General features: G+C 65.6%; 24 protein-coding genes and 2 pseudogenes. 13 read left to right on the top strand and 13 right to left on the bottom strand.

What is annotated here, in order from left to right; all coding sequences use genetic code 11:
- Nucleotides 1-9: 9 nt before the first annotated feature.
- The 6 genes from ACV7NQ_RS45725 to mptB form a co-directional block, all read right to left on the bottom strand.
- Nucleotides 10-219 carry a hypothetical protein gene (locus ACV7NQ_RS45725; protein ID WP_463365182.1) on the bottom strand — a complete coding sequence of 70 codons (210 nt, stop codon included), beginning with the start codon at nucleotides 217-219 and terminating at the stop codon, nucleotides 10-12.
- A gap of 510 nt (nucleotides 220-729) precedes the next feature.
- Nucleotides 730-1,602: an aldo/keto reductase gene (locus tag ACV7NQ_RS45720; protein ID WP_463365181.1), complete on the bottom strand. Its 873-nt coding sequence runs from the start codon at nucleotides 1,600-1,602 to the stop codon at nucleotides 730-732.
- Nucleotides 1,603-1,690: 88 nt separating this feature from the next.
- Complete coding sequence (locus ACV7NQ_RS45715; protein ID WP_463365180.1) at nucleotides 1,691-2,665, bottom strand: COX15/CtaA family protein; 975 nt, start codon at nucleotides 2,663-2,665, stop codon at nucleotides 1,691-1,693.
- A gap of 133 nt (nucleotides 2,666-2,798) precedes the next feature.
- On the bottom strand, nucleotides 2,799-3,590 hold the full coding sequence (locus tag ACV7NQ_RS45710) for an ABC transporter permease (protein ID WP_463365179.1): 792 nt from the start codon (nucleotides 3,588-3,590) through the stop codon (nucleotides 2,799-2,801).
- Nucleotides 3,587-4,519, bottom strand: coding sequence for an ABC transporter ATP-binding protein (locus tag ACV7NQ_RS45705; protein WP_463365178.1), 933 nt, complete (start codon nucleotides 4,517-4,519; stop codon nucleotides 3,587-3,589). The genes ACV7NQ_RS45710 and ACV7NQ_RS45705 overlap by 4 nt, the downstream gene beginning before the upstream one ends.
- Nucleotides 4,520-4,592: 73 nt before the next feature.
- Nucleotides 4,593-6,275: a polyprenol phosphomannose-dependent alpha 1,6 mannosyltransferase MptB gene (mptB, locus tag ACV7NQ_RS45700; protein ID WP_463365177.1), complete on the bottom strand. Its 1,683-nt coding sequence runs from the start codon at nucleotides 6,273-6,275 to the stop codon at nucleotides 4,593-4,595.
- A gap of 693 nt (nucleotides 6,276-6,968) precedes the next feature.
- Here mptB and ACV7NQ_RS45695 point away from each other — a divergent pair.
- The 11 genes from ACV7NQ_RS45695 to ACV7NQ_RS45645 all read left to right on the top strand — a co-directional run bounded on the left by ACV7NQ_RS45695 (nucleotide 6,969) and on the right by ACV7NQ_RS45645 (nucleotide 16,383).
- Complete coding sequence (locus tag ACV7NQ_RS45695; RefSeq protein WP_463365176.1) at nucleotides 6,969-7,784, top strand: helix-turn-helix transcriptional regulator; 816 nt, start codon at nucleotides 6,969-6,971, stop codon at nucleotides 7,782-7,784.
- A complete protein-coding gene (gene sufB / locus ACV7NQ_RS45690) occupies nucleotides 7,781-9,217 on the top strand; it encodes a Fe-S cluster assembly protein SufB (RefSeq protein ID WP_463365175.1) in 1,437 nt (478 codons plus the stop codon). The genes ACV7NQ_RS45695 and sufB overlap by 4 nt, the downstream gene beginning before the upstream one ends.
- 23 nt (nucleotides 9,218-9,240) lie before the next feature.
- Nucleotides 9,241-10,461 carry a Fe-S cluster assembly protein SufD gene (gene sufD / locus ACV7NQ_RS45685; RefSeq protein WP_463365174.1) on the top strand — a complete coding sequence of 407 codons (1,221 nt, stop codon included), beginning with the start codon at nucleotides 9,241-9,243 and terminating at the stop codon, nucleotides 10,459-10,461.
- Nucleotides 10,462-10,500: 39 nt separating this feature from the next.
- Nucleotides 10,501-11,277, top strand: coding sequence for a Fe-S cluster assembly ATPase SufC (gene sufC, locus ACV7NQ_RS45680; RefSeq protein WP_463365173.1), 777 nt, complete (start codon nucleotides 10,501-10,503; stop codon nucleotides 11,275-11,277).
- 1 nt (nucleotide 11,278) lies between these two features.
- Nucleotides 11,279-12,532 carry a cysteine desulfurase gene (locus ACV7NQ_RS45675; protein ID WP_463365172.1) on the top strand — a complete coding sequence of 418 codons (1,254 nt, stop codon included), beginning with the start codon at nucleotides 11,279-11,281 and terminating at the stop codon, nucleotides 12,530-12,532.
- 3 nt (nucleotides 12,533-12,535) lie between these two features.
- On the top strand, nucleotides 12,536-13,018 hold the full coding sequence (gene sufU, locus ACV7NQ_RS45670) for a Fe-S cluster assembly sulfur transfer protein SufU (protein ID WP_463365171.1): 483 nt from the start codon (nucleotides 12,536-12,538) through the stop codon (nucleotides 13,016-13,018).
- Nucleotides 13,011-13,379 carry a metal-sulfur cluster assembly factor gene (locus ACV7NQ_RS45665; RefSeq protein ID WP_463365170.1) on the top strand — a complete coding sequence of 123 codons (369 nt, stop codon included), beginning with the start codon at nucleotides 13,011-13,013 and terminating at the stop codon, nucleotides 13,377-13,379. Before sufU ends, ACV7NQ_RS45665 begins: the two co-directional genes overlap by 8 nt.
- 526 nt (nucleotides 13,380-13,905) lie before the next feature.
- Nucleotides 13,906-14,130 carry a hypothetical protein gene (locus ACV7NQ_RS45660; protein WP_463365169.1) on the top strand — a complete coding sequence of 75 codons (225 nt, stop codon included), beginning with the start codon at nucleotides 13,906-13,908 and terminating at the stop codon, nucleotides 14,128-14,130.
- Nucleotides 14,127-14,972 carry an HAD family hydrolase gene (locus ACV7NQ_RS45655; protein WP_463365168.1) on the top strand — a complete coding sequence of 282 codons (846 nt, stop codon included), beginning with the start codon at nucleotides 14,127-14,129 and terminating at the stop codon, nucleotides 14,970-14,972. The genes ACV7NQ_RS45660 and ACV7NQ_RS45655 overlap by 4 nt, the downstream gene beginning before the upstream one ends.
- Nucleotides 14,973-15,406: 434 nt before the next feature.
- Nucleotides 15,407-15,808 (top strand): DoxX family protein, encoded by a 402-nt coding sequence (locus tag ACV7NQ_RS45650; protein ID WP_463365167.1) that lies wholly within the window; start codon nucleotides 15,407-15,409, stop codon nucleotides 15,806-15,808.
- A gap of 98 nt (nucleotides 15,809-15,906) precedes the next feature.
- Nucleotides 15,907-16,383 carry a DUF4189 domain-containing protein gene (locus tag ACV7NQ_RS45645; protein WP_463365166.1) on the top strand — a complete coding sequence of 159 codons (477 nt, stop codon included), beginning with the start codon at nucleotides 15,907-15,909 and terminating at the stop codon, nucleotides 16,381-16,383.
- A 52-nt stretch (nucleotides 16,384-16,435) separates the two neighbouring features.
- On the opposite strand, the gene ACV7NQ_RS45640 is transcribed toward ACV7NQ_RS45645, so the two are convergent.
- From ACV7NQ_RS45640 to ACV7NQ_RS45625, 4 genes and pseudogenes are all read right to left on the bottom strand, one after another.
- Nucleotides 16,436-17,098: a methionine ABC transporter permease gene (locus ACV7NQ_RS45640; protein ID WP_463365165.1), complete on the bottom strand. Its 663-nt coding sequence runs from the start codon at nucleotides 17,096-17,098 to the stop codon at nucleotides 16,436-16,438.
- Nucleotides 17,099-17,100: 2 nt separating this feature from the next.
- Nucleotides 17,101-18,124 (bottom strand): annotated as a pseudogene (locus ACV7NQ_RS45635) (methionine ABC transporter ATP-binding protein).
- Entirely contained in the window at nucleotides 18,121-18,996 is an 876-nt protein-coding gene (locus ACV7NQ_RS45630) for a MetQ/NlpA family ABC transporter substrate-binding protein (protein ID WP_463365164.1), read from the bottom strand. Before ACV7NQ_RS45630 ends, ACV7NQ_RS45635 begins: the two are co-directional and overlap by 4 nt.
- Before the next feature lie 619 nt (nucleotides 18,997-19,615).
- Nucleotides 19,616-20,167, bottom strand: coding sequence for a TetR/AcrR family transcriptional regulator (locus ACV7NQ_RS45625; RefSeq protein ID WP_463365163.1), 552 nt, complete (start codon nucleotides 20,165-20,167; stop codon nucleotides 19,616-19,618).
- Nucleotides 20,168-20,258: 91 nt separating this feature from the next.
- Between ACV7NQ_RS45625 and ACV7NQ_RS45620 the strand changes: the two genes are divergently transcribed.
- Both ACV7NQ_RS45620 and ACV7NQ_RS45615 read left to right on the top strand, forming a co-directional pair.
- Nucleotides 20,259-20,999: an SDR family oxidoreductase gene (locus ACV7NQ_RS45620; RefSeq protein ID WP_463365162.1), complete on the top strand. Its 741-nt coding sequence runs from the start codon at nucleotides 20,259-20,261 to the stop codon at nucleotides 20,997-20,999.
- A gap of 66 nt (nucleotides 21,000-21,065) precedes the next feature.
- Nucleotides 21,066-21,266, top strand: a complete 201-nt coding sequence (locus ACV7NQ_RS45615) for a hypothetical protein (protein WP_463365161.1) — start codon at nucleotides 21,066-21,068, stop codon at nucleotides 21,264-21,266.
- Here ACV7NQ_RS45615 and ACV7NQ_RS45610 read toward each other — a convergent pair.
- From ACV7NQ_RS45610 to ACV7NQ_RS45600, 3 genes and pseudogenes are all read right to left on the bottom strand, one after another.
- On the bottom strand, nucleotides 21,263-21,958 hold the full coding sequence (locus ACV7NQ_RS45610) for an NUDIX hydrolase (protein WP_463365160.1): 696 nt from the start codon (nucleotides 21,956-21,958) through the stop codon (nucleotides 21,263-21,265). The genes ACV7NQ_RS45615 and ACV7NQ_RS45610 overlap by 4 nt on opposite strands.
- A gap of 129 nt (nucleotides 21,959-22,087) precedes the next feature.
- A pseudogene (locus ACV7NQ_RS45605) lies at nucleotides 22,088-22,388 on the bottom strand (IS1380 family transposase); the annotation flags it as partial.
- A gap of 26 nt (nucleotides 22,389-22,414) precedes the next feature.
- Nucleotides 22,415-22,918 (bottom strand): hypothetical protein, encoded by a 504-nt coding sequence (locus ACV7NQ_RS45600; protein WP_463365159.1) that lies wholly within the window; start codon nucleotides 22,916-22,918, stop codon nucleotides 22,415-22,417.
- Nucleotides 22,919-23,586 lie beyond the last annotated feature (668 nt).

Here is a 23,586-nt window from a genome sequence, read left to right as displayed (position 1 = left end):
ACCGCACCTTCATTTCAAGGGAGTGACTTCTACCGTCCGCCCGCCCAGGCTCCCGACCACGAGAACCTGGGTGTGCTTCGGAATGGTCGTCTCCCCGTCGGCAGGGCGTGCCAAGAATCGCTCGGTCCCCGCCCGCACCTCGATCAGAACTTCGCCGAGATGGTCCGGCTTGATCGTCGCGGTCACGCGTGCGATCTTGCCGATCACGTCTGTCGCCACCGACACCTCCGACCCCACCGCGGTTCGACTTCTTCACGGTAGACCTCGCGGATACCGGCGAACCTGCTCCGCGACCCGCCTTTACGTTTCCCTTACGGCCGAATGTACGCCGTCCGCGCCGAGGACCACGGCCGACAGTTTCGGGACTGCAATAGGGCGATCCGAAGTACCGTGGAAACGGGAGGTGGCGGGATCAATACCCGCAGTGGACGACGTTCTCGGCATCGAATTCCCCAAGCAGTTTCGGCAACTCGTCGACGCCGTGCACGCCGTCGCGGGCGGTCGCGCCGACCAGAAGGGTCGGCGGCTGAGGGCCGCGGCTGACCGGGCTCGAAGCGCACCGGACGGACGCCGCCGACCTCGGACAGCACGCCGACTCCATAATCATCTGACACGAGAACAGTGACCGCCATAATTCTCACACCAGCGGCAGCCTTCGGCGGTCACTGGAGCTCGAACACGAACCGGCCACCCGCCGATCAGGTCGAGGGTGGCCGCTTCCTTACAGCGTCAGACGGCGGCGGTGAGCGCCGCGAACTCCTCGTCGGTGAGGGTGATGGTCGCCGCCTCGGTGTTTTCCTCGACGTGCGCGACGCTCGAGGTGCCGGGGATGGGCAGGATGACCGGTGACCGGCGCAGCAGCCAGGCCAGCGCCAGCTGGGAGGGGGTGGCGCTGTGCTCCTTGGCGAAGGTGTCCAGCGGGCCGCCGGGGCGGGCCAGTTCGCCGGTCGCGATCGGGAACCAGGGGATGAAGGCGATGTTCTCGGCGGCGGCGTAGTCGAGGACATCCTCGGCATTGCGGTTGGCGAGGTTGTAGAGGTTTTGTACCGAGACGATCTCCGCGATCTCGCGGGCTTGCTTCAGCTGCTCGACGGTCACCTCCGAGACGCCGATATGGCGAATCTTGCCCTCTTGCTGCAGCTCCACCAGTGCGCCGAGCTGATCGGTCAGCGGAACGGCCGGGTCGATGCGGTGCAACTGGTAGAGATCGATGCGCTCGACCCCGAGGTGGCGCAGGCTCAGATGCAGCTGCTGACGCAGGTACTCCGGCCTGCCGACAGGCCGCCAGTCGCCGGGGCCGGACCGGGTCAGGCCGGCCTTGGTGGCGATGACGAGGTCGTCGGCATAGGGGTGCAGCGCGTTGCGGATGAGATTCTCGCTGACGAACGGGCCGTAGGAGTCCGCCGTGTCGATGAAGTTGACGCCGAGCTCCACCGCGCGGCGCAGGACGCGAACGGCCTCGTCCGGATCCTTCGGGTCGCCCCAGACGCCGGGGCCGGTGATCTGCATAGCGCCGTATCCGAGGCGGTTGACGGGCAGGTCGCCGCCGATGGCGAAGGTGCCCGAGGCGTCGGCGGGCCGGGATGTTGACTGTGCGGTCATAGGCTAACTCCCTGATCATGTGGTTGGTGCATCGAATGTCGGGCGTATGTCAATGTCGGGCGTATCGCGCTCATCGGAGATCGTCCGGTTATGCGGTTTGGACGGTGGGATCGGGGACCAGGGCCGAGACACGTTCCCTTGTCCGCATCGACGCCCAGAGCGCTGCGGTGGCGGCGGTGCAGGCGGCGGCGCCACCGACGTGGATGGCGACCAAGGCCGCCGGGACGTTCGTGAAGTACTGCACGATGCCGACGAGCGATTGTGCGCAGACCAGGCCGAGCAGCACGAACAGGCGGGTGCGAACGGCGGGGGTGATACCGACGGCGAAGAGGCCGAACGCGAGGCCGATGAGCAGGGCCAAGTAGCAGACCACCAGTTGCGAGTGCAGGTGGACCAGCGTGACGATCTCCACCTGGAGGCGTTCGACCGGCCGCTCGATGCTCTTGTCGCCCGCGTGCGGTCCGGCGCCGGAGACGAGGGTGCCCGCGATGAGTACGCCCGCGAGGGCGACACCGCTCAGCGCGGTGAGCCAGCGCAGCGGGGCGGGGGCCTGGATGGTTTCGATGCCGTCGTCCGGTTCGGAGACCTTCGCGAACATGACGACCGAAACCCACACCATGAGCATCGAGACCAGCAGGTGCACGGCGACGGTCCACCACAGCAGACCGGTGCGGACGGTGATGCCGCCGATGATCGCCTGCAGGACGGTGCCGCCCGGCATCAGCCACGCGTACACCAGCACCTCGCGCCGCCGCCGCGCCCGGGTCACGGCCAGCACGATCAATGCTGCGGCGAGCGTCACGGCGAAACTGAGCACGCGGTTGCTGAATTCCACGGTCTGATGCAGCACCGGGACTTCGGAGACGCCCACCGGGGTAAAGCTGCCAGGGAAGCACTGCGGCCAGGTGGGGCAGCCGAGACCAGAGGAGGTCACCCGGACGACGGCGCCGGTGAGGGCAATGCCCCCTTGCGACAGGATGACCACGAACGCGATCCAGCGCTGCACCTTCAGTGAGGGCAGCGGAAGCTTGTCGACGAGTCGCAGAAATGCGCGATACAGCACGCGAACGATGGTAGCGGCAGCGGGTCGGTGCACTTTACCCGGTCTACTACATTCCGTCGTTGGCGCGGAATGGATCCCGGCGTTCGTCGGCTTCGTCGCATGGTTTCGGCGGCCGCCGGGATCGAGCGCGGTCCTAGTCGAAGCGGAAGAATCGCGTCGCGAGGAACGCGGAAACCGCACCCCAGGCGGCCAGGACCGCGATACCGAACCAGTCGATGCTGCTACGCATCGCCTCTTCGAGGGTGACCGCCAACGCACCTGACGGGATGAGCCGGGCCAGTACGTTCACCGCGGTCGGCAGGTTGTCGGCGGCGAAGACCACGCTGGCGATGCCGAGCATCACGAACCACAGGATATTCGCGAGGGCCAGCACGATTTCCGCCTTGAGGGTGCCGCCGAGTAGAAGCCCCATCGCGGCGAAAGTGGCTGTCCCCAGGGCGATCACGAGCGCGCCGAGCCCGAGCCCGGCCAGCCCGGGCCGCCAGCCGAGCGCGAACCCGATGACCCCGAGCAGCACTGCCTGCAACACCACCACGATCAACACCGCGGCGCACTTCCCCCCGACGATGCCCCAGCGGGGCAGCGCGGTCGCGCCGAGTCGTTTGAGCGCGCCGTACCGGCGGTCGAAGCCGACCGCGATGGCCTGGCCGGTGAATGCGGTGGACATGACGGCCACCATCATGACCGCGGGCACGAGCTTGTCGACCCGATCGTCGCCGAGGTCGCCGAAGGGCAGCAGGCCCAGCCCGACCAGCAAGGTGATCGGAATGAACATGGTGAGCAGCAACTGTTCGCCGTTGCGCAGCAGCAGGATCAGTTCGAGCCTTGTCTGCGCGGTCATCATCGCGAGCCAGGAGTTCGGGCGCGGGTCGGGAGTGAAGGTGCCGGGCACGAACCGGTTTTCGGCAATGTCGGGCTGGTTCATCCGCGTAGGTCCCGTCCGGTGAGTTCCAAGAAGACGTCTTCGAGGCGGCGCTGGTCGATCCGAATGTCGGTGGCCAGCACATTGACCCTGGCGCACCACGCGGTCACCGTCGCAAGCACCTGCGGATCGATCTCGCCCTCGACCAGATACGAGCCAGGCGTCGTTTCGCGCGGCGAGAAGCCTTCCGGCAGTGCCGTTTTCAACAGATCGAGATCGAGTTTGGGTGGGGCGGAGAAGCGCAGCTGTCCGGCGGCGCCGTGCGCGGTCACCTCGGCGGGCGTGCCGGAGGCGACGATGCGGCCGTGGTCGATGATCACCAGCTGGTCGGCGAGTTGTTCGGCCTCGTCCATCAGGTGGGTGGTGAGCAGCACGGTGACGCCGTCGCGGCGCAGTGCGTCGATCAGCTCCCACACGATCAGCCTGGCCTGTGCGTCGAGACCGGCGGTGGGTTCGTCGAGGAATACGATCTCCGGCTTGCCGACCAGCGCGCACGCCAGCGCAAGTCGCTGCTGCTGGCCGCCGGAGAGACGGCGGTAGGGTGTGCGGCGGTTGTCCTGCAGGCCAAGGGTTTTCATCAGCCATTCCAGATCGAGCGGATCGGCGGAGTAGGCGGCGACCAGGTCCAGCATCTCCCCGGCCCGCGCGCCCGGATAAGCGCCGCCGCCCTGCAACATCACGCCGATGCGGGGGCGCAGCCGATCGGAGTCGGCGATCGGATCCAGACCGAGCACCTGGACCGACCCGGCGTCCGGCGTCACGAAGCCTTCGCACATTTCGACGGTGGTGGTCTTGCCCGCGCCGTTCGGGCCGAGTAGCGCGAGCACCTGCGCCCGTTCGACATCGAAGCCGATCCCGTCGACCGCGGTGGTTTCGCCATAACGCTTGACGACGCCGTCGATGCGTACGGCGGGTCCGGAGGCTGCGGTCACGACTCTGCCTCGCTGGCGCTCGGCTGCGTCGTGCCCGTTGGTGCTGTGTCGATGGCTCCCTCGCTGCGCTCGGTCACGATGTCACACCGTAAGAGGTGGGTGCCTGTGACGGAGCCGACACCCCCGTCTGGCCGCGCCATGGCAGCGCATTGCGGGTGACCACCATGAACAGCACGGACACGATCACGGTGGCGATGGCGGCGCCGACGATCTGGAACACCTCGAGATCGGCGCCGCGCGGCATCAGAATGACGCTGACCACCGCCGAGAACGCGACCGCGGGGACACGGAATACCGGCCGGGTCGCCCACGCGGCCAACGGCACGATTGCCCAGAGCAGATACCAGGGCTGCACGACGGGAAACAGCAACACGATGGCGCCGAGCGCTACGCCGAGCGCCCCGACCGGATGCAACCGCCCGGTTCCGGTCGCGACCAGCATGCGCACGGTCAGGAACCCCGCCACCGTCGCCGCGATCGGCCGGGTGATGCTCAGCAGCGCCGTGGTGTGATCACCGAGCCCGAGCAGTACGCCGCCGAACCCGGTGATGATGCCCAACGCGGTGGGCAGCGACATCCAACTGCGCACCGCGTTCGCGGTCCCGAGGGTATGGATCCAGCCGAAACCGAGCCCGCTCACCGAACTGATGAACAGGGTGACGCCGAGCGCTATCGCGCCGAGCATGGCCGCGGAGGTGACGATCGTGCGCACCCCGCCACCCCAGCGGCGGGCCAATGCTATCCACACGAATCCCATGGCGATGATGGAGGTGATTTTGATCGACGACGACAGCGTGATGATCACGGCACCGACGATCAGCAAAGTATACGCGCGGCCGTCGAATGGATGCGTGTCCTCGATGGCACGCAGTGTGAACTCCACTCCGGCCAGCATCAGACCGAGCATCAGCGCGTCGTTGTGCACGCCGCCGACCAGGTGGAACAGCACCAGCGGGTTCGCCGCGCCGAGCCAGAGCGCGCTCACCGGCGCGACACCACAGCGCACCGACAGTCGCGGCAGCGCCCAGACGATCAGCGCGACACCGGCCAGCGCGAGCATCCGGTGCACCCAGACACCCGCGATGATGTTGTCGCCGGTCAGCTCGGCGATCCCGCGGCCCATCCAGAGGAACAGCGGACCGTAGGGCGCGGGGGTGTCGCGCCAGATGGTCGGCACGTTGTTGGTCAGCACATTGTCGATCCCGAGTCCCGCGACCGGTCCCTCTTGATAGGGGTCGATGCCGCGCGCCGCGATCTCGCTCTGCGCGAGGTAGGAGTAGACGTCGTTGCTGAACAGCGGCGGGGCGAGGCTCAGTGGGATGATCCACAGCAGCAGCGTCCGGTCCAGCTGCGAGCGACTGAGCCGGTGAATGGGGGAGCCGCCGATACCGCCGACCGCGAAGCGGCCGAGCAGCAGCCAGGCCATCACCACCACGAAGGTGCCGATCATGCACATCGCCAGCGAACCCGTATGGGCGCGAGCGAAGATGCCGAGTACCCGGACGCCGGAGGTGGGGTTCTGCTGCACCGGCTGCGCACCGATGCCGAGCGCGCTGATCGCCATCAGCACCGTGCCGGTCGCGCCGAGCAGCCGAATCCGGTCGAGCTGCACCACTTCTTTGCGATCGAGCCCCGGCACCTCGGTCTCGTCGCGGTGTAGTACCGCGATCGTGTGATCGGCGGCGGGTACATCGAGCCCGAGTGCCCGGCGCCCCAATGCCAGTGTCTTGCGCCGCGCGCCGTCCAGTACCGCCACGAGACGCAGCCTAGTTCGCGGATCCGGCGGACTGGGTGAACGGGCACCTCCGTCGCGGTCGGGTCCGTGCGCCGCCCCACTCGCGCCGGACCTCGCAAACCGTCGTAGCCCGCTGCCGGCCCGCCCATCGGCCGGACCGGCGAATTTCGAGCATCCCGCGGTCGCGCCGCCGTGAGCGGCGAAGCGTGGCGACATGGAAGAGGCCGTGGACGCGCTGCTGGAGACGCCACTCGAACCGGTTGCGGTGCGCTAGAACTCGCGCAACCGCGTGCGGGCGCGAACCTCACGGCCGCCGGGGTTACATCGAGCCAGGGGAGTACGAGCGTCACCAGCGTGCCCGGTATGCCCGGTGGCTCAGGCGACCAGTTCCTTAACGGATTTAAGAGCTGTGGTGATTCTCGCAGCGATCATCGCCAGCACTCCCAGTGCCCGCGTGGCGAACTTTTGGATACTGATGATTCCTTGCCGATGAAATTGTCGTCGTCGCAGGTTATAGCATTGATTTGTGAGCGTCGACTGAGTGCTATCGATCACCCCGTGTACCTAATGGCACGCCCGCGAACTCATGGCATCCGAGAATTTCGGGCGTTCCGGGACCGCGCGGCGTCCGGATCCGCACTTCAGCCGCACAAATTCAGGTCACCCTTATTAGATTCCGGGAACTAATTCCGTCACACTGGTGTTGTGAAAAGCGTGGGTTTGCCGCCGCATGACGAGGACTCTGGGGCCGGTCGCCGCACCGGCACCGTGTCGTCGGCTGCGCCCGCGACCCTGGTCGCGGGCGGTGAGGGGCATACGCGGGCTGCCATCGTCCAGCTGCTGCTGGAAGAGGGGCCGATCACCGCGACATCCATCGGAACCAAGCTGGGACTGACCCCGGCGGGAGTGCGTCGCCATCTCGATGCGCTCATCGACTCCGGGCAGGCCCGAGCCAGCCGTTCGGCGCCCTGGCAGCAGAAGGGGCGCGGTCGTCCGGCCAAGCAGTACCAGCTCACCTCGTTGGGCCGCGGTCGGCTGGGGCACGCCTACGACGACCTGGCCGGCGCCGCGATTCGGCAGCTCGGCCAGATCGGTGGCGACCAGGCGATCACCGAGTTCGCACGCAAGCGGGCTGGCACCATCGTGGCCGGTATCGAACCGGTCGAGCAGCACACCGCCGAGACCACCTCCGCCAAGGCGGAGGAGATCGCCGAGGCGTTCACCGACGCCGGTTTCGCCGCGACCACCCGCAAGGTGGGCGCGGGCGTGCAGATCTGCCAGCATCATTGCCCGGTCTCCCACGTCGCGGAGGAATTCCCGCAGCTGTGCGAGGCCGAACTCGAGGCTTTCCGGGACCTGCTCGGAACGCATGTCCAACGACTTGCGACGATCGCGAACGGCGATTGCGCGTGCACCACACACGTGCCGCTGTTCGTTCTCCCTAATACCGAAACGAAGACAGCTTCCACACCAACCGCTGCACAGCCCGCAGCGGAACGCACGAACGACTCCGGAAGGAGTGCCGAATGACGACAACCACCGACCAGGTGCAACCGCTCACCCAGGAAGAGGCCATCGCTTCGCTGGGCAAATACGGCTACGGTTGGGCCGATTCGGATGTGGCCGGTGCCAGCGCGCAACGAGGCCTTTCCGAGGCGGTTGTCCGCGACATTTCGGCGAAGAAGAGCGAGCCGGACTGGATGCTGGACACCCGCCTGAAGGCGCTGCGCATCTTCGATCGCAAGCCCATGCCGAACTGGGGCTCCAACCTCGACGGCATCGACTTCGACAACATCAAGTACTTCGTGCGCTCCAGCGAGAAGCAGGCCGAGACCTGGGAAGACCTGCCCGAGGACATCAAGAACACCTACGACAAGCTGGGCATCCCCGAGGCGGAGAAGCAGCGCCTGGTGTCCGGCGTCGCGGCGCAGTACGAGTCCGAGGTCGTCTACCACTCCATCCGTGAGGATCTGGAGAAGCAGGGCGTCGTCTTCCTCGACACCGACACCGCGCTACGGGAGCAGCCGGAGCTGTTCCACAAGTACTTCGGCACCGTGATCCCGGCGGGCGACAACAAGTTCTCCGCGCTGAACACCGCCGTGTGGTCGGGTGGCTCGTTCATCTACGTGCCGCCGGGCGTGCAGGTCGACATCCCGCTGCAGGCGTACTTCCGAATCAACACCGAGAACATGGGTCAGTTCGAGCGCACGCTGATCATCGTCGACGAGGACGCCTACGTGCACTACGTCGAGGGCTGCACCGCGCCGATCTACAAGTCGGACTCGCTGCACTCCGCGGTGGTCGAGATCATCGTGAAGAAGGGCGGCCGCTGCCGCTACACCACCATCCAGAACTGGTCGAACAACGTCTACAACCTGGTCACCAAGCGGGCCAAGGCGGAGGCGGGCGCGACCATGGAGTGGGTCGACGGCAACATCGGCTCCAAGGTCACCATGAAGTACCCGGCGGTCTGGATGACCGGCGAGTACGCCCGCGGCGAGGTGCTCTCGGTGGCGTTCGCCGGTGAGGGTCAGCACCAGGACACCGGTGCCAAGATGCTGCACCTGGCACCGCACACGTCCTCGAACATCATCAGCAAGTCGGTGGCGCGTGGCGGTGGCCGGGCCTCCTACCGTGGTCTCGTCCAGGTGAACAAGGGCGCGTACGGCTCCAGGTCGACGGTGAAATGCGATGCGCTGCTTGTCGATACGATCAGCCGTTCGGACACCTACCCGTACGTCGACATCCGCGAGGACGACGTGACGATGGGTCACGAGGCGACCGTCTCGAAGGTCTCCGAGGACCAGCTGTTCTATCTGATGAGCCGCGGCCTGACCGAGGACGAGGCAATGGCCATGGTGGTGCGCGGCTTCGTCGAGCCGATCGCCAAGGAACTGCCGATGGAATACGCACTGGAATTGAACCGGCTCATCGAGCTGCAGATGGAAGGGGCCGTGGGCTGATGTCGCTTGGCGACGGTGTTGGAATGGGTCGCTCCGCAGGCTCCGCTCTGGCCGGCGCTTTCGAGGGTGAGAACCCCTCGAAGCCGATTCAGAACCCGGGCGCCGGGGCAGCGGTCAACAAGGGCGAGGTCTTCACCTCGTTCGACGTCAACCAGTTCGAGGTGCCCTCGGGTCGCGACGAAGCGTGGCGGTTCACCCCGTTGCGCCGCCTGCGCGGGCTGCACGACGGCACCGCCGTCGCGAATGGTGCTGCGGGCGTCGAGGTTACGACTGTCGACGGCGTCACCGTGGAGACCGTCGGACGCGACGACGCGCGCCTCGGCCAAGCGGGCAAACCCGCGGATCGAGTTGCGGCGCAGGCTTACTCGGGCTTCGAGTCCGCCACCGTGCTGAGCATCGCCGCCGAAGCCGAGATGGCCGAGCCGGTCGTCATGACCATCACCGGTCCCGGCGTCGACAAGGTCGCCTTCGGTCACCTGCAGATCCGGCTCGGCAATTTCGCTGTCGCGACCGTGGTGATCGACCAGCGCGGCAGCGGAACCTACGCGGAGAACATCGAATTCATACTCGGTGACAGCGCCCGGCTGACCGTGGTCGCCGTGCAGGACTGGGCCGACGACACCGTACATGTCTCCGCGCACCACGCGCTGCTCAATCGCGACGCGACGCTGCGGCACACCGTGGTGACTATCGGTGGCGACCTGGTTCGGCTGACCCCGACCGTGAAGTACGCGGGCCCCGGCGGCGACGCCGAGCTGCTCGGGCTCTACTTCGCCGACGCGGGCCAGCATTTCGAGCAGCGTCTGCTGGTCGACCACTCGCAGCCGCATTGCAAGTCGAACGTGGCGTACAAGGGTGCGCTGCAGGGCGATCCGAATTCCGGCAAGTCCGACGCGCACACCGTGTGGGTGGGCGACGTGCTGATCCGCGCGGCGGCCGAGGGCACCGAAACCTTCGAACTCAACCGCAACCTGGTGCTCACCGACGGCGCCCGCGCCGACTCGGTGCCGAACCTGGAGATCGAAACCGGCGAGATCGTCGGTGCCGGACATGCCTCCGCCACCGGCCGTTTCGATGACGAGCAGCTATTCTACCTGCGCGCCCGCGGTATCCCGGAGGATGTGGCGCGACGCCTGGTGGTGCGCGGCTTCTTCCATGAGATCATCCAGAAGATCGCGGTACCCGAGATCCGGGAGCGGCTGGAGGCGGCCATCGAGGCCGAGCTCGCTGCTGTCGGCGTCTGACACCCGAACCACTTACCCCCACAAAGGAACTCGAATTCGATGACCACCCTGGAAATCAAGGACCTGCACGTCGAGGTTGCCAACCCGGACGAGTCCGGCGAGCCCATCAAGATCCTCAACGGCGTGAACCTCACCATCAAATCCGGTGAGACGCACGCCATCATGGGCCCCAACGGCTCCGGCAAGTCGACCCTGTCGTACGCGATCGCCGGTCACCCCAAGTACACGGTGACCTCCGGCTCGATCACCCTCGACGGCGAGGACGTCCTCGCGATGTCCGTCGACGAGCGTGCGCGTGCGGGCCTGTTCCTGGCCATGCAGTACCCGGTCGAGGTGCCCGGAGTCTCCACGTCGAACTTCCTGCGTACCGCCGCCACCGCCGTGCGCGGTGAGGCCCCCAAGCTGCGGCATTGGGTCAAGGAGGTCAAGGACTCGATGAGCGAGCTCGAGATCGACCCCGCCTTCGCGGAACGCAACGTGAACGAGGGCTTCTCCGGCGGTGAGAAGAAGCGTCACGAGATCCTGCAGCTCGGCCTGCTCAAGCCCAAGATCGCCATCCTGGACGAGACCGACTCCGGCCTGGACGTCGACGCGTTGCGCATCGTCTCCGAGGGCGTCAACCGCTACAAGGAGCGCGAGAACGGTGGCGTGCTGCTGATCACGCACTACACCCGAATCCTGCGCTACATCAAGCCGGAATTCGTGCACGTGTTCGTCGGCGGCCGCATCGTCGCCGAGGGTGGCTCGGAACTGGCCGACGAACTCGACGCCAACGGCTACGTCCGCTTCACCCAGTCTGCAACCGCAGGAGCCTGATATGACCGCCACGGTCCCCGCACTCGACGTGGCCCGCATTCGGGCCGATTTCCCGATCCTGAGCCGCACGGTTCGGGCCGAGAAACCGTTGGTGTACCTGGACTCGGGCGCGACCTCGCAGCGGCCCGTCGCGGTTCTCGACGCGGAACGTGACTTTCTGGTCCAGCACAATTCGGCCGTGCACCGCGGCGCACACCAGCTGGCCGAGGAGGCGACCGACGCCTACGAGGACGCCAGGGCCGATATCGCCCGATTCGTCGGCGTCGACGCCGGTGAGATCGTGTTCACCAAGAACGCGACCGAATCGCTGAACCTGGTGACGTATTCGTTCGCCGACGATCGGTTCCCGTACCACGTGGGTCCCGGCGACGAGATCGTCATCACCGAGCTCGAGCACCACGCGAATCTCGTTCCGTGGCAGGAGCTTGCGCGCCGGACCGGCGCCACGCTGAAGTGGTACGGCATCACCGATGACGGCCGGATCGATCTGGATTCGCTCGAATTGTCGCCCGCCACCAAGGTTGTCGCCTTCACCCACCAATCGAATGTCACCGGTTCGGTCTCGCCGGTCGCCGAATTGGTGCGCCGGGCAAAGGAAGTCGGCGCCCTCACGGTGCTCGATGCCTGCCAGTCGGTGCCGCACATGCCGGTGAACTTCCGTGAGATCGGTGTCGACTTCGCCGCGTTCTCCGGGCACAAGATGCTCGGCCCCTCCGGTGTCGGCGTGCTCTTCGGCCGCCGCGCGCTGCTCGAGGAGACCCCGCCGTTCATCACCGGTGGCTCCATGATCGAAACCGTCACCATGGAACTGACCACATACGCCCCACCACCGCAGCGGTTCGAGGCCGGGGTGCCGATGACCTCGCAGGTGGTCGGATTGGGCGCTGCGGTGCGGTATCTCGAAGCGATCGGCATGGATGCCGTTGCGGCGCACGAGCACACACTGGTCGACGCGGCGCTGGAAGGACTCGGCGCGATCGACGGCGTGCGGATTGTCGGCCCGATCGAGAACGTGGACCGCGGTGGCGCGGTGTCGTTCGTGGTCGACGGCATCCACGCGCACGATGTCGGCCAGATCCTCGACGACGAAGGTGTCGCCATCCGGGTGGGTCACCACTGCGCGTGGCCGCTGATGCGCCGGCTCGGCATACCCGCCACCGCCCGGGCCTCCTTCGCGGTTTACAACACCGTCGATGAGGTAGACAAGCTGGTAGCCGCAGTGCGGAAGGCTCAGAGCTTCTTCGGAGTTGCATAAGACATGCGCATGGAGCAGATGTACCAGGAAGTAATCCTGGACCACTACAAGCACCCGCATCACCGCGGACTGCGGGAGCCGTTCGGTGCCGAGGTGCACCATGTCAACCCGACCTGCGGTGACGAGGTGACCCTGCGCGTCCAGATCGACGACAACGGCGATGTCACCGACGTCTCCTACGACGGTCAGGGCTGCTCGATCAGTCAGGCATCCACGTCGGTGCTTACCGACCAGGTCATCGGCCTGCCGGTGCAGCAGGCGCTCAAGGTGGTCGACTCGTTCAACGAGATGATCGCTAGCCGCGGCACCGTCGAGGGCGACGAGGACATGATCGGCGACGGCATCGCCTTCGCGGGCGTCGCGAAGTACCCGGCGCGGGTGAAATGCGCGCTGCTGGGTTGGATGGCGTTCAAGGACGCGGTGGTCCGGGTATCAGCAGCAGAGCAAGTCAAGCCCGCGATGGGAAACGGGGAACGTCATGAGTGATACACCGGCAACGGAAACGGTCGAACAGCCGCAGTTGTCCCCAGAGGACATCAAGCGCCTCGAGGACCTGGAGGAGGCGATGCGCGACGTCGTCGACCCCGAACTCGGCATCAACGTGGTCGACCTCGGCCTCGTATACGGCCTTGCGATCGAAGACGAAGTCGCCGTGCTGGACATGACCCTGACGTCTGCGGCCTGCCCGCTCACCGATGTCATCGAGGACCAGTCCCGCAACGCCCTGGTTCGCAGCGGCCTCGTCGACGACCTCAAAATCAACTGGGTCTGGATGCCCCCGTGGGGCCCCGACAAGATCACCGAAGACGGCCGCGAGCAACTCCGCGCCCTCGGCTTCACGGTCTGAGCTGAAGACACGCGAGCGACTCAGCTCGGTGCGTCGGTCAAAAATGTAGCGGCACAGCACTTTCCGGGCCGCGTATGTCGCTGTTGCCGAATGTCACCGCCGCCGTGATCGATGAGAGCCCTCGAAACTCCAACCATTGGACTCTAGGGCTCTCGTCATCTGCGGCGAGGGTGCCTGACGTCTTCGAATTCTCGGGCCGACCGAAGCGGGCCGCCGGGGTTCTCTGCCAATCCGTCTCGGGGTCTTCGTTTCTGCCCGCATCATCATCTCCGCAGGTGGTGTGAATCGTGAAAACACAATCTGTGGGGGGCTGCGCCCAGGCGGGGCGTCGACGAAGCACCCGCGTGGTCGAAGGAGCCCATCCACAAACCGAGCAGTTCGCGCCGCTGTTCGTGACATTCGTCGAGGTAGTTCGGTGCGGCGCAGCCGACGGGAATGACCATGAGCATCCGAGTAATGCTGTTGCCCTGACTGAATATTCGGCGACTGCGATAATGGTCAGCAGGAGTGCGCGGAAGAGGCTGCGATGTTCTGGTTGGAAGTCCGAGAGTTCTCGAGACATCGGCAGCCGCGCTGGGGCTGGATCATGATCATCCTCGTACTCATCGTGTTCTTCGCCGTCATGGTGATGGTGCTGGTCAGCACCGGCGATTTCGGACACGGATCATCGACGCCGGTCCCGAGCACGACTCCCGGCTCCTGCCAACCGTTCTGCACCGCCATAACCCCCGCGCCGGGTAGTGGGCAATGAGCCCGACCTGGAGGCCACGCCTCGTGGCGTTGGATATCGACGGCACCCTGTGTCGGGGAACCGGAGTGAGTCCCCTTCTCGCACACACCACGATGAGTCCGGCCGTGCGGGCGGCCGTCGGCGCGGTGCTGCTCGCCGACGCGCATGTGGTGTTGTCGACCGGTCGGTCGACGTTCGGCACACTGCCGTTTCTGGCCGAGCTCGGATTGTCGGCGGGCACGGCGATCTGCTCTAACGGCGCGGTGTGGCTGGATGCGGCGACCGGTGCGGTGCTCAACCGGACCGCGTTCGATCTGGCCGAGCCGATCGCGGTGCTACGGGATGTGTTGCCCGGTGCGATATTTACGGTGGAGGAGGCCGGGGTCGGGGAGCGGACCACGGTGCATATCGCCCGGCTGTCCGAGTTCGGTGGTGTGGTGCGGGTGGTGGATTTTGCCGAGTTGGTGGCCACTCCGACCACCCGGCTGACCGTGCACTGGCCCGACCACAGCAGTGACGAGTTGATTGCCGCGCTGGCCGACGTGCCGGTGCCGATCGGGCACTGTTGGTCCGAATCGGACGGGGCATGGATGGATATCGGCGCCGTCGGAGTTACCAAAGCTACTGCGCTGGAGGAGCTTCGCGTCCGGTTGGGGGTATCCCCCGCCGACACGCTTGCCGTCGGTGACGGCACCAACGATGTGGAGATGCTGACCTGGGCCGCGCATGGAGTAGCGATGGGCCAGGCTCCGGAGCCGGTCCGGGCGGCCGCCGACGAAGTCTGCCCGGCGGTCACCGAGGACGGCTTGGCCACGCTACTGGCCCGGTGGTTCGATCACACGGTGTCGCGAACCGTCGAATAGCATTCGGGTACTGGACATTTGGGATGGGATCGGTCATGATCTTTCCCGTTTCTTCTGGGCGGGGAGATTTCATTTGTCGTTGCTGGGTAGGACCTCGCTCGGGGCTGTCGCGCAGGCCCGCGAATGGGCGCTACGGCTGGGCCGCGGCGGGATCGCGGGAGGACGCCGAGAGGGTCGCGGTGGAATCGCTCGGTATGACCTCGCCGCCGCTCCCGGACCTGGGCAGCGCGTCCACGCGTCCGGCCCGCGTCGTGGTCTCGGCGTGCACGAAGAACGCCGCGTGATACACCCCGGCTAACGGGTCGGAACCAGCTTCGGCGTCACATTCTCCGGTCCGGCTTGGTCATAGCGGTGACGGGACGCGCCCGTCGCCGCTACCCCTGGCGGTCGCTGCTGGAGAGAGAACAATGCCGCAACGCTCACGATCGGCCCGGTTGCGTACGGGTCTGTACTGGTTTCTCGGATTCGAGTTCTTCATCAGATGCGCCACGAAATTCTGGCCCGGCGACACCTTTTTCGGTCCGGCCTATTCGGAGAAGTTCGCAGACTGGGGATTTCATCCGAACATGCGTTTCGTGGTGGGCGCCCTCGAACTGATTGCCGCTGTGCTGCTGGTCATTCCGCGTCGGCGGAGCCGACTTCTGGGCGCGGCCATGCTGGTCCTCGTCCTGTCCGGCGCGGTAACCATCCACCTGATCGATGACGCGCCGTTCTGGCAGGGCACCTCTGCCCCGATCCACCTGGTCATCATGATGATTGTCGTCCTGGCGAATTGGCCGGCCGACTGGCGGGAGGTGGTGCCCCCGTGGCATCGGGTCGCGCCGAGCGGAACCTGACGGCTCGGCCGAAGAGACGTTGTGCCACTACGAAGTTCGGGACGCGTGACGTCGCGAACAGGGCGGATACGAAGATTTGGACAATTCGGATGCGCTGGATGATGATTCGACTCGAAGCTGTGTCTTTCAACGGGGAGAAAATCATCATGTTTGTGTCGGGCAAGGCTGCCCTGGGTCTGGTCGCGTCCGCGTCCGCGTTTGTCGCCCTCGGGGCGGGAACCGCGCACGCGGACGGCGATCTGTACGGCTCGCTGGCGATCTCCATCGATTCGCGGGGTGCGGTGGTCGGCTCGGCGTTCAACTACGCGAGCTGGGAAGAGTCGGATCGTCGGGCGGTGGCGGAGTGTGGCACCTCCAACTGCCAGATCATCGTGCACTTCGCCAACGCCTGTGGCGCCGTCGCGGTCCGCGACAATCACTACACCAGGGCCTGGGGATACACCCGGGTAGAGGCGGAGCAGGCCGCGATCGCCGCGCTCGGCCCCGACCCGTCGCCATTCCTGGTGGCGCTGGGTAGCGCGTCGCCGAGCCGCGCCAAGATCGTCACCTCGGAGTGCACGGCCAACGCGCACTGATCACGCCATTGCCGCGTCCGATGCGATCGCCCGCATCGGGCGCGGCAATGTCTCAGCTGCGCAACACTTTTCGAGCCAGAAAATTGCCGAGAAACTGGATGCCCTGCACGCCGACGATAATAATGAGCGTCGCCACCAGGGTGACCTGCCAGTCGAAGCGCTGGTAGCCGTAGACCAGCGCGAAATCGCCGAGCCCACCGCCGCCGACGGTGCCCGCCATGGCCGACATGTCGACGATGGCGACGATCACGAAGGTATACCCGAGTACCAACGGGCCCAACGCTTCTGGGATCAGCAGCGTGAGGATGATGCGCAGAGGACCTGCGCCGACGGCCCTGGCCGCCTCGATGACGCCCGGATCGACGGTGACCAGGTTCTGCTCCACGATGCGCGCGATGCTGAACGAGGCCGCGACGATCATGACGAAGGCGGCGGCCTCGGTACCGATGGTGGTGCCGACCACCTGGAGGGTCACCGGCCCGAGGGCCGCGAGCAGAATGATGAAGGGGATCGGCCGTACGACGTTCACGATCACGTTGAGCAGGAAGTAGATCGGCGCGTTCGCGAGCAGACCGCCCTTACGGGTGGTGTACAGCGCGGTCCCCAGGAACAGCCCGATGAGCCCGCCGATCAAGAAGGTGAGCAGCACCAGGTAGATGGTGGTGCCGATCGCTTCCTGCAGCACCGGCCGTAGTTTGTCCCAATCCGTATGCATGGCTACTCCTCTCGGGCCGTCCGTCGATCGAGCTCGTCGATCACCTTGTCGACGGCCTCGGCGGTGCCGTGCAGGGGCGAGTGTGATGCTGCCGAATGTCGTGTCCTGCAACGTGCTCACGCCGCCGTAGACCACTTCGAACCGGACGTCGGCATGCGCCGCGGTGGCCAGTGCCGCACCAATGCCACGCCGATCGTCGACATCGACGGTGACCAGCCTGCCGCCGTGCAGTTCGCCCAACCTGCGCAGCTCGTCGTCGCTGGGCCGGTTGTGCAGCACGGTGTCGACGAAGGACCGGGTCGGCGTCGCCCGCGAATCGGCGAACACGTCGAAAGTGCTGGCCAGCTCGACGATTCGGCCCTCCGCGAGCACCGCGACGCGATCGGCCACCGCCCGGATGACATCCATCTCGTGGGTGATGACCACGATGGTGACGCCGAGTTCCCGATTGATCTTCTTCAGCAGCCGCAGCACCTCCTGCGTGGTCTCCGGATCCAGCGCCGAGGTCGATTCGTCCGCGAGCAGCAGCGACGGCGAGGTGGCCAGGGCGCGGGAGATACCCACCCGCTGCTTCTGACCACCGGACAACTGATCGGGATAGCTGCGCGCCTTGTCGGACAGGCCGACGAACTCCAGTAGTTCGGCGATCCGCGCCTTGCGCTCGGCCCGCGGCCACCGCGCGACCTTCAGCGGATACTCGATATTGCCTGCGGCCGTGCGCGATCGGAACAGGTTGAACTGCTGGAACACCATGCCGATGTCGCGGCGGATCCGGCGCACCTCGGCCTCCCGCACACCCGTGACGGGTGTGCCGGAGACCTCGACGGTGCTGCTTGTCGGCTTCTCCAGTGCGTTGATCAGCCGCACCAGCGTGCTCTTGCCCGCACCGGAATAACCGATCACACCGAAGATTTCGCCCTTTTCGATCCGCAGATCGATGTTGTCCAGCGCCACCGTTCGGTGCGCGCTCTTACCGAAAGCCTTGGTGACCGAACGGAATTCGACTGCAGGGACCTGCTCGTTCAGTTGCCGTCGCGGATGGTCTGCTGCACCCGCTGCAGGATCTGCTCCAGTTCGGGAGCCGGGCGCTGTACCTCGACGGAGGTACCCTTGGTGACTTCGGCCTCGGCCTGCTGCACCTGCGGGTCGTGCCAGAGCGCGACGAGCTTCAGGTACACGGGGTTGTTCTTGTCCTCGGCCCTGGTCACCAGTGCGTTGATGTACGGCTCGGCGGCCGGGTTTTTCGGATCGTCCTTGTACAGCGCCGAGTGCGGGTCGACGCCGGACCGCTCGAGGAAGGTGTTGTTGATGACCGATCCGTCGACCGAGGCCAGCGACAGCGCGGTCTGCGCCGCATCGACGGGAGTCACCTTGACCTTGGACACACCCTTATCGACATCGGCGGGTGAGGGTGCGCGGGTGTCCGACGACAGCTTCAGCAACCCCGCGGCTTGCAACACGAACAGCGCCCGCGCCTGGTTGGTCGGGTCGTTCGGAATCGCGATCTCGGCGCCCTGTGGCAGGTCGGCGAGGGTCTTGTGCTTCTTGGAGTACAGGCCGAGCGGCACGATTTGGGTGGAGCCGATCGGCGTCAGATCCGCGTTGTTGGCGACGTTGTACGCGCCGAGAAACTGCAGGTGCTGGAACAGATTCACATCGATCTGCTTCTGCGACAACGCGAGATTGGGCTGCTTGTAGTCCGAGAAGTTGGTGATCTTCAGGGTGATGCCCTGCTCCTTGGCCTTCTGTTCGAAGACGTCCCAGGCCTTGTCCTTGTCGGTGGTGCCGATGCGCACTACCGTGTCGGAGGATGCCTTGTCGTCGGAGCCGCACGCCGTCAGGGTGAGGGCCGCGGTGGCTACCAGGACCGGGATCGCCAGTACCCGATGGAATTTCACTCGTGCTCCCGAATGCTTGTCGCAACATGCGCCCGTCGGACCAGTTCCGTTCGAGCGCTTTCTGAACCCGGTAATCCAAGCGGTGCGGCAAGGAGCTCGACAACGGTTTGGATTGTGCTGAGCAAAACCCTCGCGAATAGTTGGACGGCCGTCTAATTTGCGAGCAATGCGAGTTTTGCGCCGTATTGTGGTGATCCCGATCCTGTTAGCCCTTACCGCAGGGGCGGTGTCGTGTGGCAAGGACGAGCGCAGTGCCGAATGCATGTCGCCAGCTCGTTGAGGTCGAACCGCTAGAGCGGAGTGTTGGGGTATAACCGGCTGGACGGTGTCAACGTCGGTCCAATCGTGGATCTGTCCCACTTTGTGCGATCGACTGTCAGTCGAATCCCCCACGTGTGCTTGGGCTTTCACCAACGTTGCCTGCAACTGGCTGCCGGTGTACCGGTTTGCGAACGTCGTCGACCAGCAGGTACCGAAGAACGCGCGACAAGCGCCATGAGCGGACATCTGCCAATACTTGCGGAGTCGAGTTGTGTGAACTGAATTCCGATACGGCGCTGCACTTTCGCCGGACTGGGGTGCTGCAGTACGGCTCATGGCGCATCATCAACGTTCTGCGCTACTCGCGACTGCGCAATCCGTTGAGAACGATGTCGAGTAGGTGCCGGGCGCGGGTGTTCCACTCGGCCTTGTCGAGACGAGACAGGTAGCCGATGAGGATGATGACATCGCGGGCGTCGACATCAGGTCGGATCGTTCCGTGGGCTTTGCCGGCGTCGAGGAGCATCGTCAGCGCACCACCGATGGGGCCGAGGCTGTGCGTCGAGAGGTCTTGCCATACCGCCACTTCGACCGCTGCGAACACGTCGCGCTTCACTTGCGCATAGTCGGCTACCCGGTCGAACCAGCGAGCCAACGCCGTGACGGGCTCGTGCTCGGCCAGAAGCGTAGGTGCCGCCGCGACAAGCACCTCGACGTCTTGGCGATAGACCTCGGCGAGTAGGTCTTCCCGGGTCGGAAAGTGGCGGTAGAGAGTGCCCTGGCCGATCCCTGCCCGCTTGGCAACCGCGTTGAGCCGCAACTCGTCCGAGTTCGTGATCAAAGCTCGTGCGGCTTGGACGATCCGGGCACGATTCTCGGTCGCGTCAGCACGGCGGCGGGATGAGCTCATCTGGTCCTCTGTATGCAGGTAGCTAAACGGACAAGTGTCCGCTACGCTGTGAGCAAACGGACATGTGTCCACATTAGTTCGAAAGGTCCTTATGTCAGCCATCAACGGCAAGGTCGTGGCTATCACAGGAGCAAGCAGCGGTATTGGTGAAGCCACCGCTCGCCTGCTCGCCGAGCGTGGCGCGGCGGTCGTCCTCGGTGCACGCCGTACAGAACGTCTCGACCTGCTCGCTCAAAGCATCCGCGAACGAGGTGGACATGCTGTTACCTGCGCCACGGACGTCACCCGTCGTGAGGACCTCGAACAGCTCGTCGGCAAAGGCATAGAAGAATTCGGGCAGCTCGATGTGCTCGTGAGCAATGCCGGCATCAGCAAGATCGGGCCGATGGAAGATCTCGACGTCGATGGTTGGTCGGCGATGATCGACGTCAATCTGCGCGGGGTACTCTACGGCATCGCCGCGGCGCTCCCGGTCTTCCGCCGACAGGGCCGGGGCCACCTCGTAACCACCGTGTCGACGTCAGGTCTGAAAATCGTCCCCACCCAGGCTGTCTACGCCGGAACCAAGAACGCCGTCCGAACCCTCCTGGAAGGACTGCGTCAGGAATCGACCGACGGCGTGCTGCGGACAACGGCGGTATCTCCCGGTGTCGTCCGCACCGAGCTCGTCGACTCCATCGACGACGCGCGCGTCCGTGAGCAAATCCGCCGCAATATGAACGAGTTCGCCATCCCGCCGGTGGCCGTTGCACGCGCGGTCGCCTTCGCTATCGAACAGCCCGACGACGTCGAGATCGGTGACATCACGATCCGCCCAACCGTCCAGAACTGAGCCGCACAGTCTCTAAGGCGACTTAGCCTTGACTTAGCCTGGTCTGCGGGCGGTGGCGGTTGTTTGGTGAGTGCGCTGAGGGTCGTGGTCGGGATGGTCGGCAGAGACTTCTCCAGCACCGCGGTCGCCACCCACCCCGCCGCCGAAGGAAGCCACCTCGTTCGAATCCGTCTGGGCGGGCTGACTTCTCAGCTCAATGATGAACTGGGCATGGCGGCGCAGCCTCTCGCGCGATGCCGCAGCCATCTCCCGTTGATCTCGGGCTAGCGGTGGGTCCAATCGGGTTGGATGAAGTCAGCGGCTCGGGCGGCGGAGGGGGTTCGGCCGAGGAGGACGATCTCGCGGAATTGCCAGAGCAGTGCGCCGGTTGGCGCGTGGATGGTCATGTTCGGGCCGAGGCGCATTTGCAGAAGGCCGGTTTCGTCGGTCGGCGGGGCGTTGTCGCGGAGTGCTTGTCGTACTGCGTCGTTGGTGTGGACCCAGCGCGGGGTGTCCTCGGCAGCGAGCCGAGCGAGGTCGACCAGGTGTACGGAGTGGACCTCGTCAGGGTTGGGGCGTAGGTCGGTGGTGTCGGTCAGCGTCATAACGATCGGGGTGATCGCGAATCCCGATGCGGCAGGGAAGTCGTCGAGCTTGCCGATGAGATCGGTAGGACCTGCCATCAGGCCGAGTTCCTCGTGTAGTTCGCGTACTGCGGCTTGTTCGGGAGTCTCGCCTTCGTCCAGGCGACCACCGGGCAGTCCCCACTGCCCGGCGTTGCGGCCACGATAGGCCCGTTTGATGACGATCACTGACAGCGGTCCGTCGGCTTGCTCGACCACGCACAGCACAACCGCCGCGCGGCGCATACCAGGCGCATCCGGAACTTCGATACGCGGGAACTCACCCAGCCGGGAGTCCGCGAGGACGCGGAAGTCGTTGATGCTTTCGGGGACGCGCGGTCCCGGGGTGGTACCCATATCGTCGATCTTGCCCCACTTGCGCGAGCGACTGGTGGGGTCAGCAACCAGGTTCTGCTGCTACCGAGTTGCGGTGGTGCGAGTCGCTGAACGATCAGCTTGGAGGAGAGGCGGAGCGCCACGCGGAGTGGCGCCCAAGCGCCCCGACGGCATAGGGGCGAGCGGGCCGTCGATCAGATCGGCGAAGACGGTGTCGATGATCGCGTGGCGGCGGTGGGTGATGTCGGCGCCGGCGGCGGTTCGGTGGAGTTGGTGAAGAATGGGTGATGCCGGCACACCGAAACAGCGCGTCGGGGTAGCGAGCATCGCGGACGCGGCGCACGACCAGCTGCGCGGTGGTGGCATCCTTTGTGGAAGCGAAAGCGGTGTAAGGGATTTCGGCGACTTCGGCGTCAGAGATCCAGTCGCTGGTGTCGGGGTCGTGTACCGCTGGGCCGGGCCGCTGTTCGTGGAGGTTCAGGTGAGTTTGATGTAGTCGAGCTCGAAGTCGTGTTCCCAGGTGGTGCCGTCGGCGGACTGCTTCCACGCGCCGGTGATGCGGGTCCCGTCGTCGGTGAAGGTACCGGTGTAACGCTGGGAGAATCCGGGTGCCAGACGCCACAGTTTCCACACGTTGTTGTCGAGGCTCATCTGGTAGATCCGTGTGACTCCTCGGGAGTCGTAGTAGTGCTGAACGAACCCGGTATCGCCGTCGGCGCCGATGACGGCGATACCGTCCGGGGCGGCCGGATGGTCGTTGGTGAAACGCTGGATGAGGAAATGCCTGCCTTCCAGCCATTCGAAGCTCACCCCGCCGCGCTCGGTCACGGCCGGGGCATCGGGTCCGAAGAATCCGGCTGCGAATGATGCCCGCGTCTGCCATCGCCCCAGCAATAAGTCGAGGCGGTCGAGCGACCGATCACGGCCGGCTGGAATATCCCTCGGTTCGATGATCGGTTCGGGTGTCTGCGCGGGGGACATCGTGTTTACCTTCTGATTGCGTAATGGGGTGTCGATGAGTAGACGATGCAGCCGGCGTCGAATCATCGCCCAACGCGCCGACGCGCCGACGCGCCGAAACGCTGTGGTGTGGTTTTGCGGTGGTGCGCCGGGAACCGTCAAGGTGGGTGTTCCTTGTCTTTCGACGAGGTGGCCATCGACGAAGCTGGTTCCGGCGCGGACCAGGGCGACCAGGTGCGGGGCGTTGACCCCGACGCCAGCGGGCTCGAGCAGCCTAGATGAGCTCGAACGTCATAGCCAGCCTCAGGTGCGCCGACTTCGGCAGTGTCGCAAGAACATTGGCTTGCTCGTGGAACCAGCAACGCTGTTCCTTGGTTTGCGGGAAGACATCACGCTCTGCCTTCCGGAACCGGAGTGCGCCGTCACCGACCGCGAGGACGGGAGCGCGCAGGTCCTTCCTCGGCGCGATTCGCAATACCCGTGCATGCCGCGATCGCATTAGCGTCGGTTGTCGGCGCCGCGAGCGGAGTGCGTGCGCGAGGAAGCGAGTAGCTCTGAACGTTCTATGCCGATGAGCGTGCTTTCCGGACCTGCAGCCGACTGCGAACCCGTCCGGCGAATCGACCTCATCGGACGGTCGTAACCCGACACCATCCCTCGTGGACGCTGAAACTTGATTCGTCAGGCGC

Source organism: Nocardia sp. Tas62D01, from assembly GCF_055232035.1.
This window is presented reverse-complemented; position numbering and strand designations above follow the sequence as displayed.

What these genes read in the sequence shown, in the direction of transcription:
- ACV7NQ_RS45665 (WP_463365170.1), top strand. Translation starts at nt 13,011, where the DNA reads ATGAGTGATACACCGGCAACGGAAACGGTCGAACAGCCGCAGTTGTCC.
- sufB (WP_463365175.1), top strand. Translation starts at nt 7,781, where the DNA reads ATGACGACAACCACCGACCAGGTGCAACCGCTCACCCAGGAAGAGGCC.
- ACV7NQ_RS45660 (WP_463365169.1), top strand. Translation starts at nt 13,906, where the DNA reads ATGTTCTGGTTGGAAGTCCGAGAGTTCTCGAGACATCGGCAGCCGCGC.
- sufC (WP_463365173.1), top strand. Translation starts at nt 10,501, where the DNA reads ATGACCACCCTGGAAATCAAGGACCTGCACGTCGAGGTTGCCAACCCG.
- ACV7NQ_RS45625 (WP_463365163.1), bottom strand. Translation starts at nt 20,167, where the DNA reads ATGAGCTCATCCCGCCGCCGTGCTGACGCGACCGAGAATCGTGCCCGG.
- ACV7NQ_RS45720 (WP_463365181.1), bottom strand. Translation starts at nt 1,602, where the DNA reads ATGACCGCACAGTCAACATCCCGGCCCGCCGACGCCTCGGGCACCTTC.
- ACV7NQ_RS45610 (WP_463365160.1), bottom strand. Translation starts at nt 21,958, where the DNA reads ATGGGTACCACCCCGGGACCGCGCGTCCCCGAAAGCATCAACGACTTC.
- ACV7NQ_RS45620 (WP_463365162.1), top strand. Translation starts at nt 20,259, where the DNA reads ATGTCAGCCATCAACGGCAAGGTCGTGGCTATCACAGGAGCAAGCAGC.
- ACV7NQ_RS45600 (WP_463365159.1), bottom strand. Translation starts at nt 22,918, where the DNA reads ATGTCCCCCGCGCAGACACCCGAACCGATCATCGAACCGAGGGATATT.
- ACV7NQ_RS45645 (WP_463365166.1), top strand. Translation starts at nt 15,907, where the DNA reads ATGATGATTCGACTCGAAGCTGTGTCTTTCAACGGGGAGAAAATCATC.
- ACV7NQ_RS45640 (WP_463365165.1), bottom strand. Translation starts at nt 17,098, where the DNA reads ATGCATACGGATTGGGACAAACTACGGCCGGTGCTGCAGGAAGCGATC.
- ACV7NQ_RS45675 (WP_463365172.1), top strand. Translation starts at nt 11,279, where the DNA reads ATGACCGCCACGGTCCCCGCACTCGACGTGGCCCGCATTCGGGCCGAT.
- ACV7NQ_RS45710 (WP_463365179.1), bottom strand. Translation starts at nt 3,590, where the DNA reads ATGAACCAGCCCGACATTGCCGAAAACCGGTTCGTGCCCGGCACCTTC.
- ACV7NQ_RS45655 (WP_463365168.1), top strand. Translation starts at nt 14,127, where the DNA reads ATGAGCCCGACCTGGAGGCCACGCCTCGTGGCGTTGGATATCGACGGC.
- sufD (WP_463365174.1), top strand. Translation starts at nt 9,241, where the DNA reads ATGGGTCGCTCCGCAGGCTCCGCTCTGGCCGGCGCTTTCGAGGGTGAG.
- sufU (WP_463365171.1), top strand. Translation starts at nt 12,536, where the DNA reads ATGCGCATGGAGCAGATGTACCAGGAAGTAATCCTGGACCACTACAAG.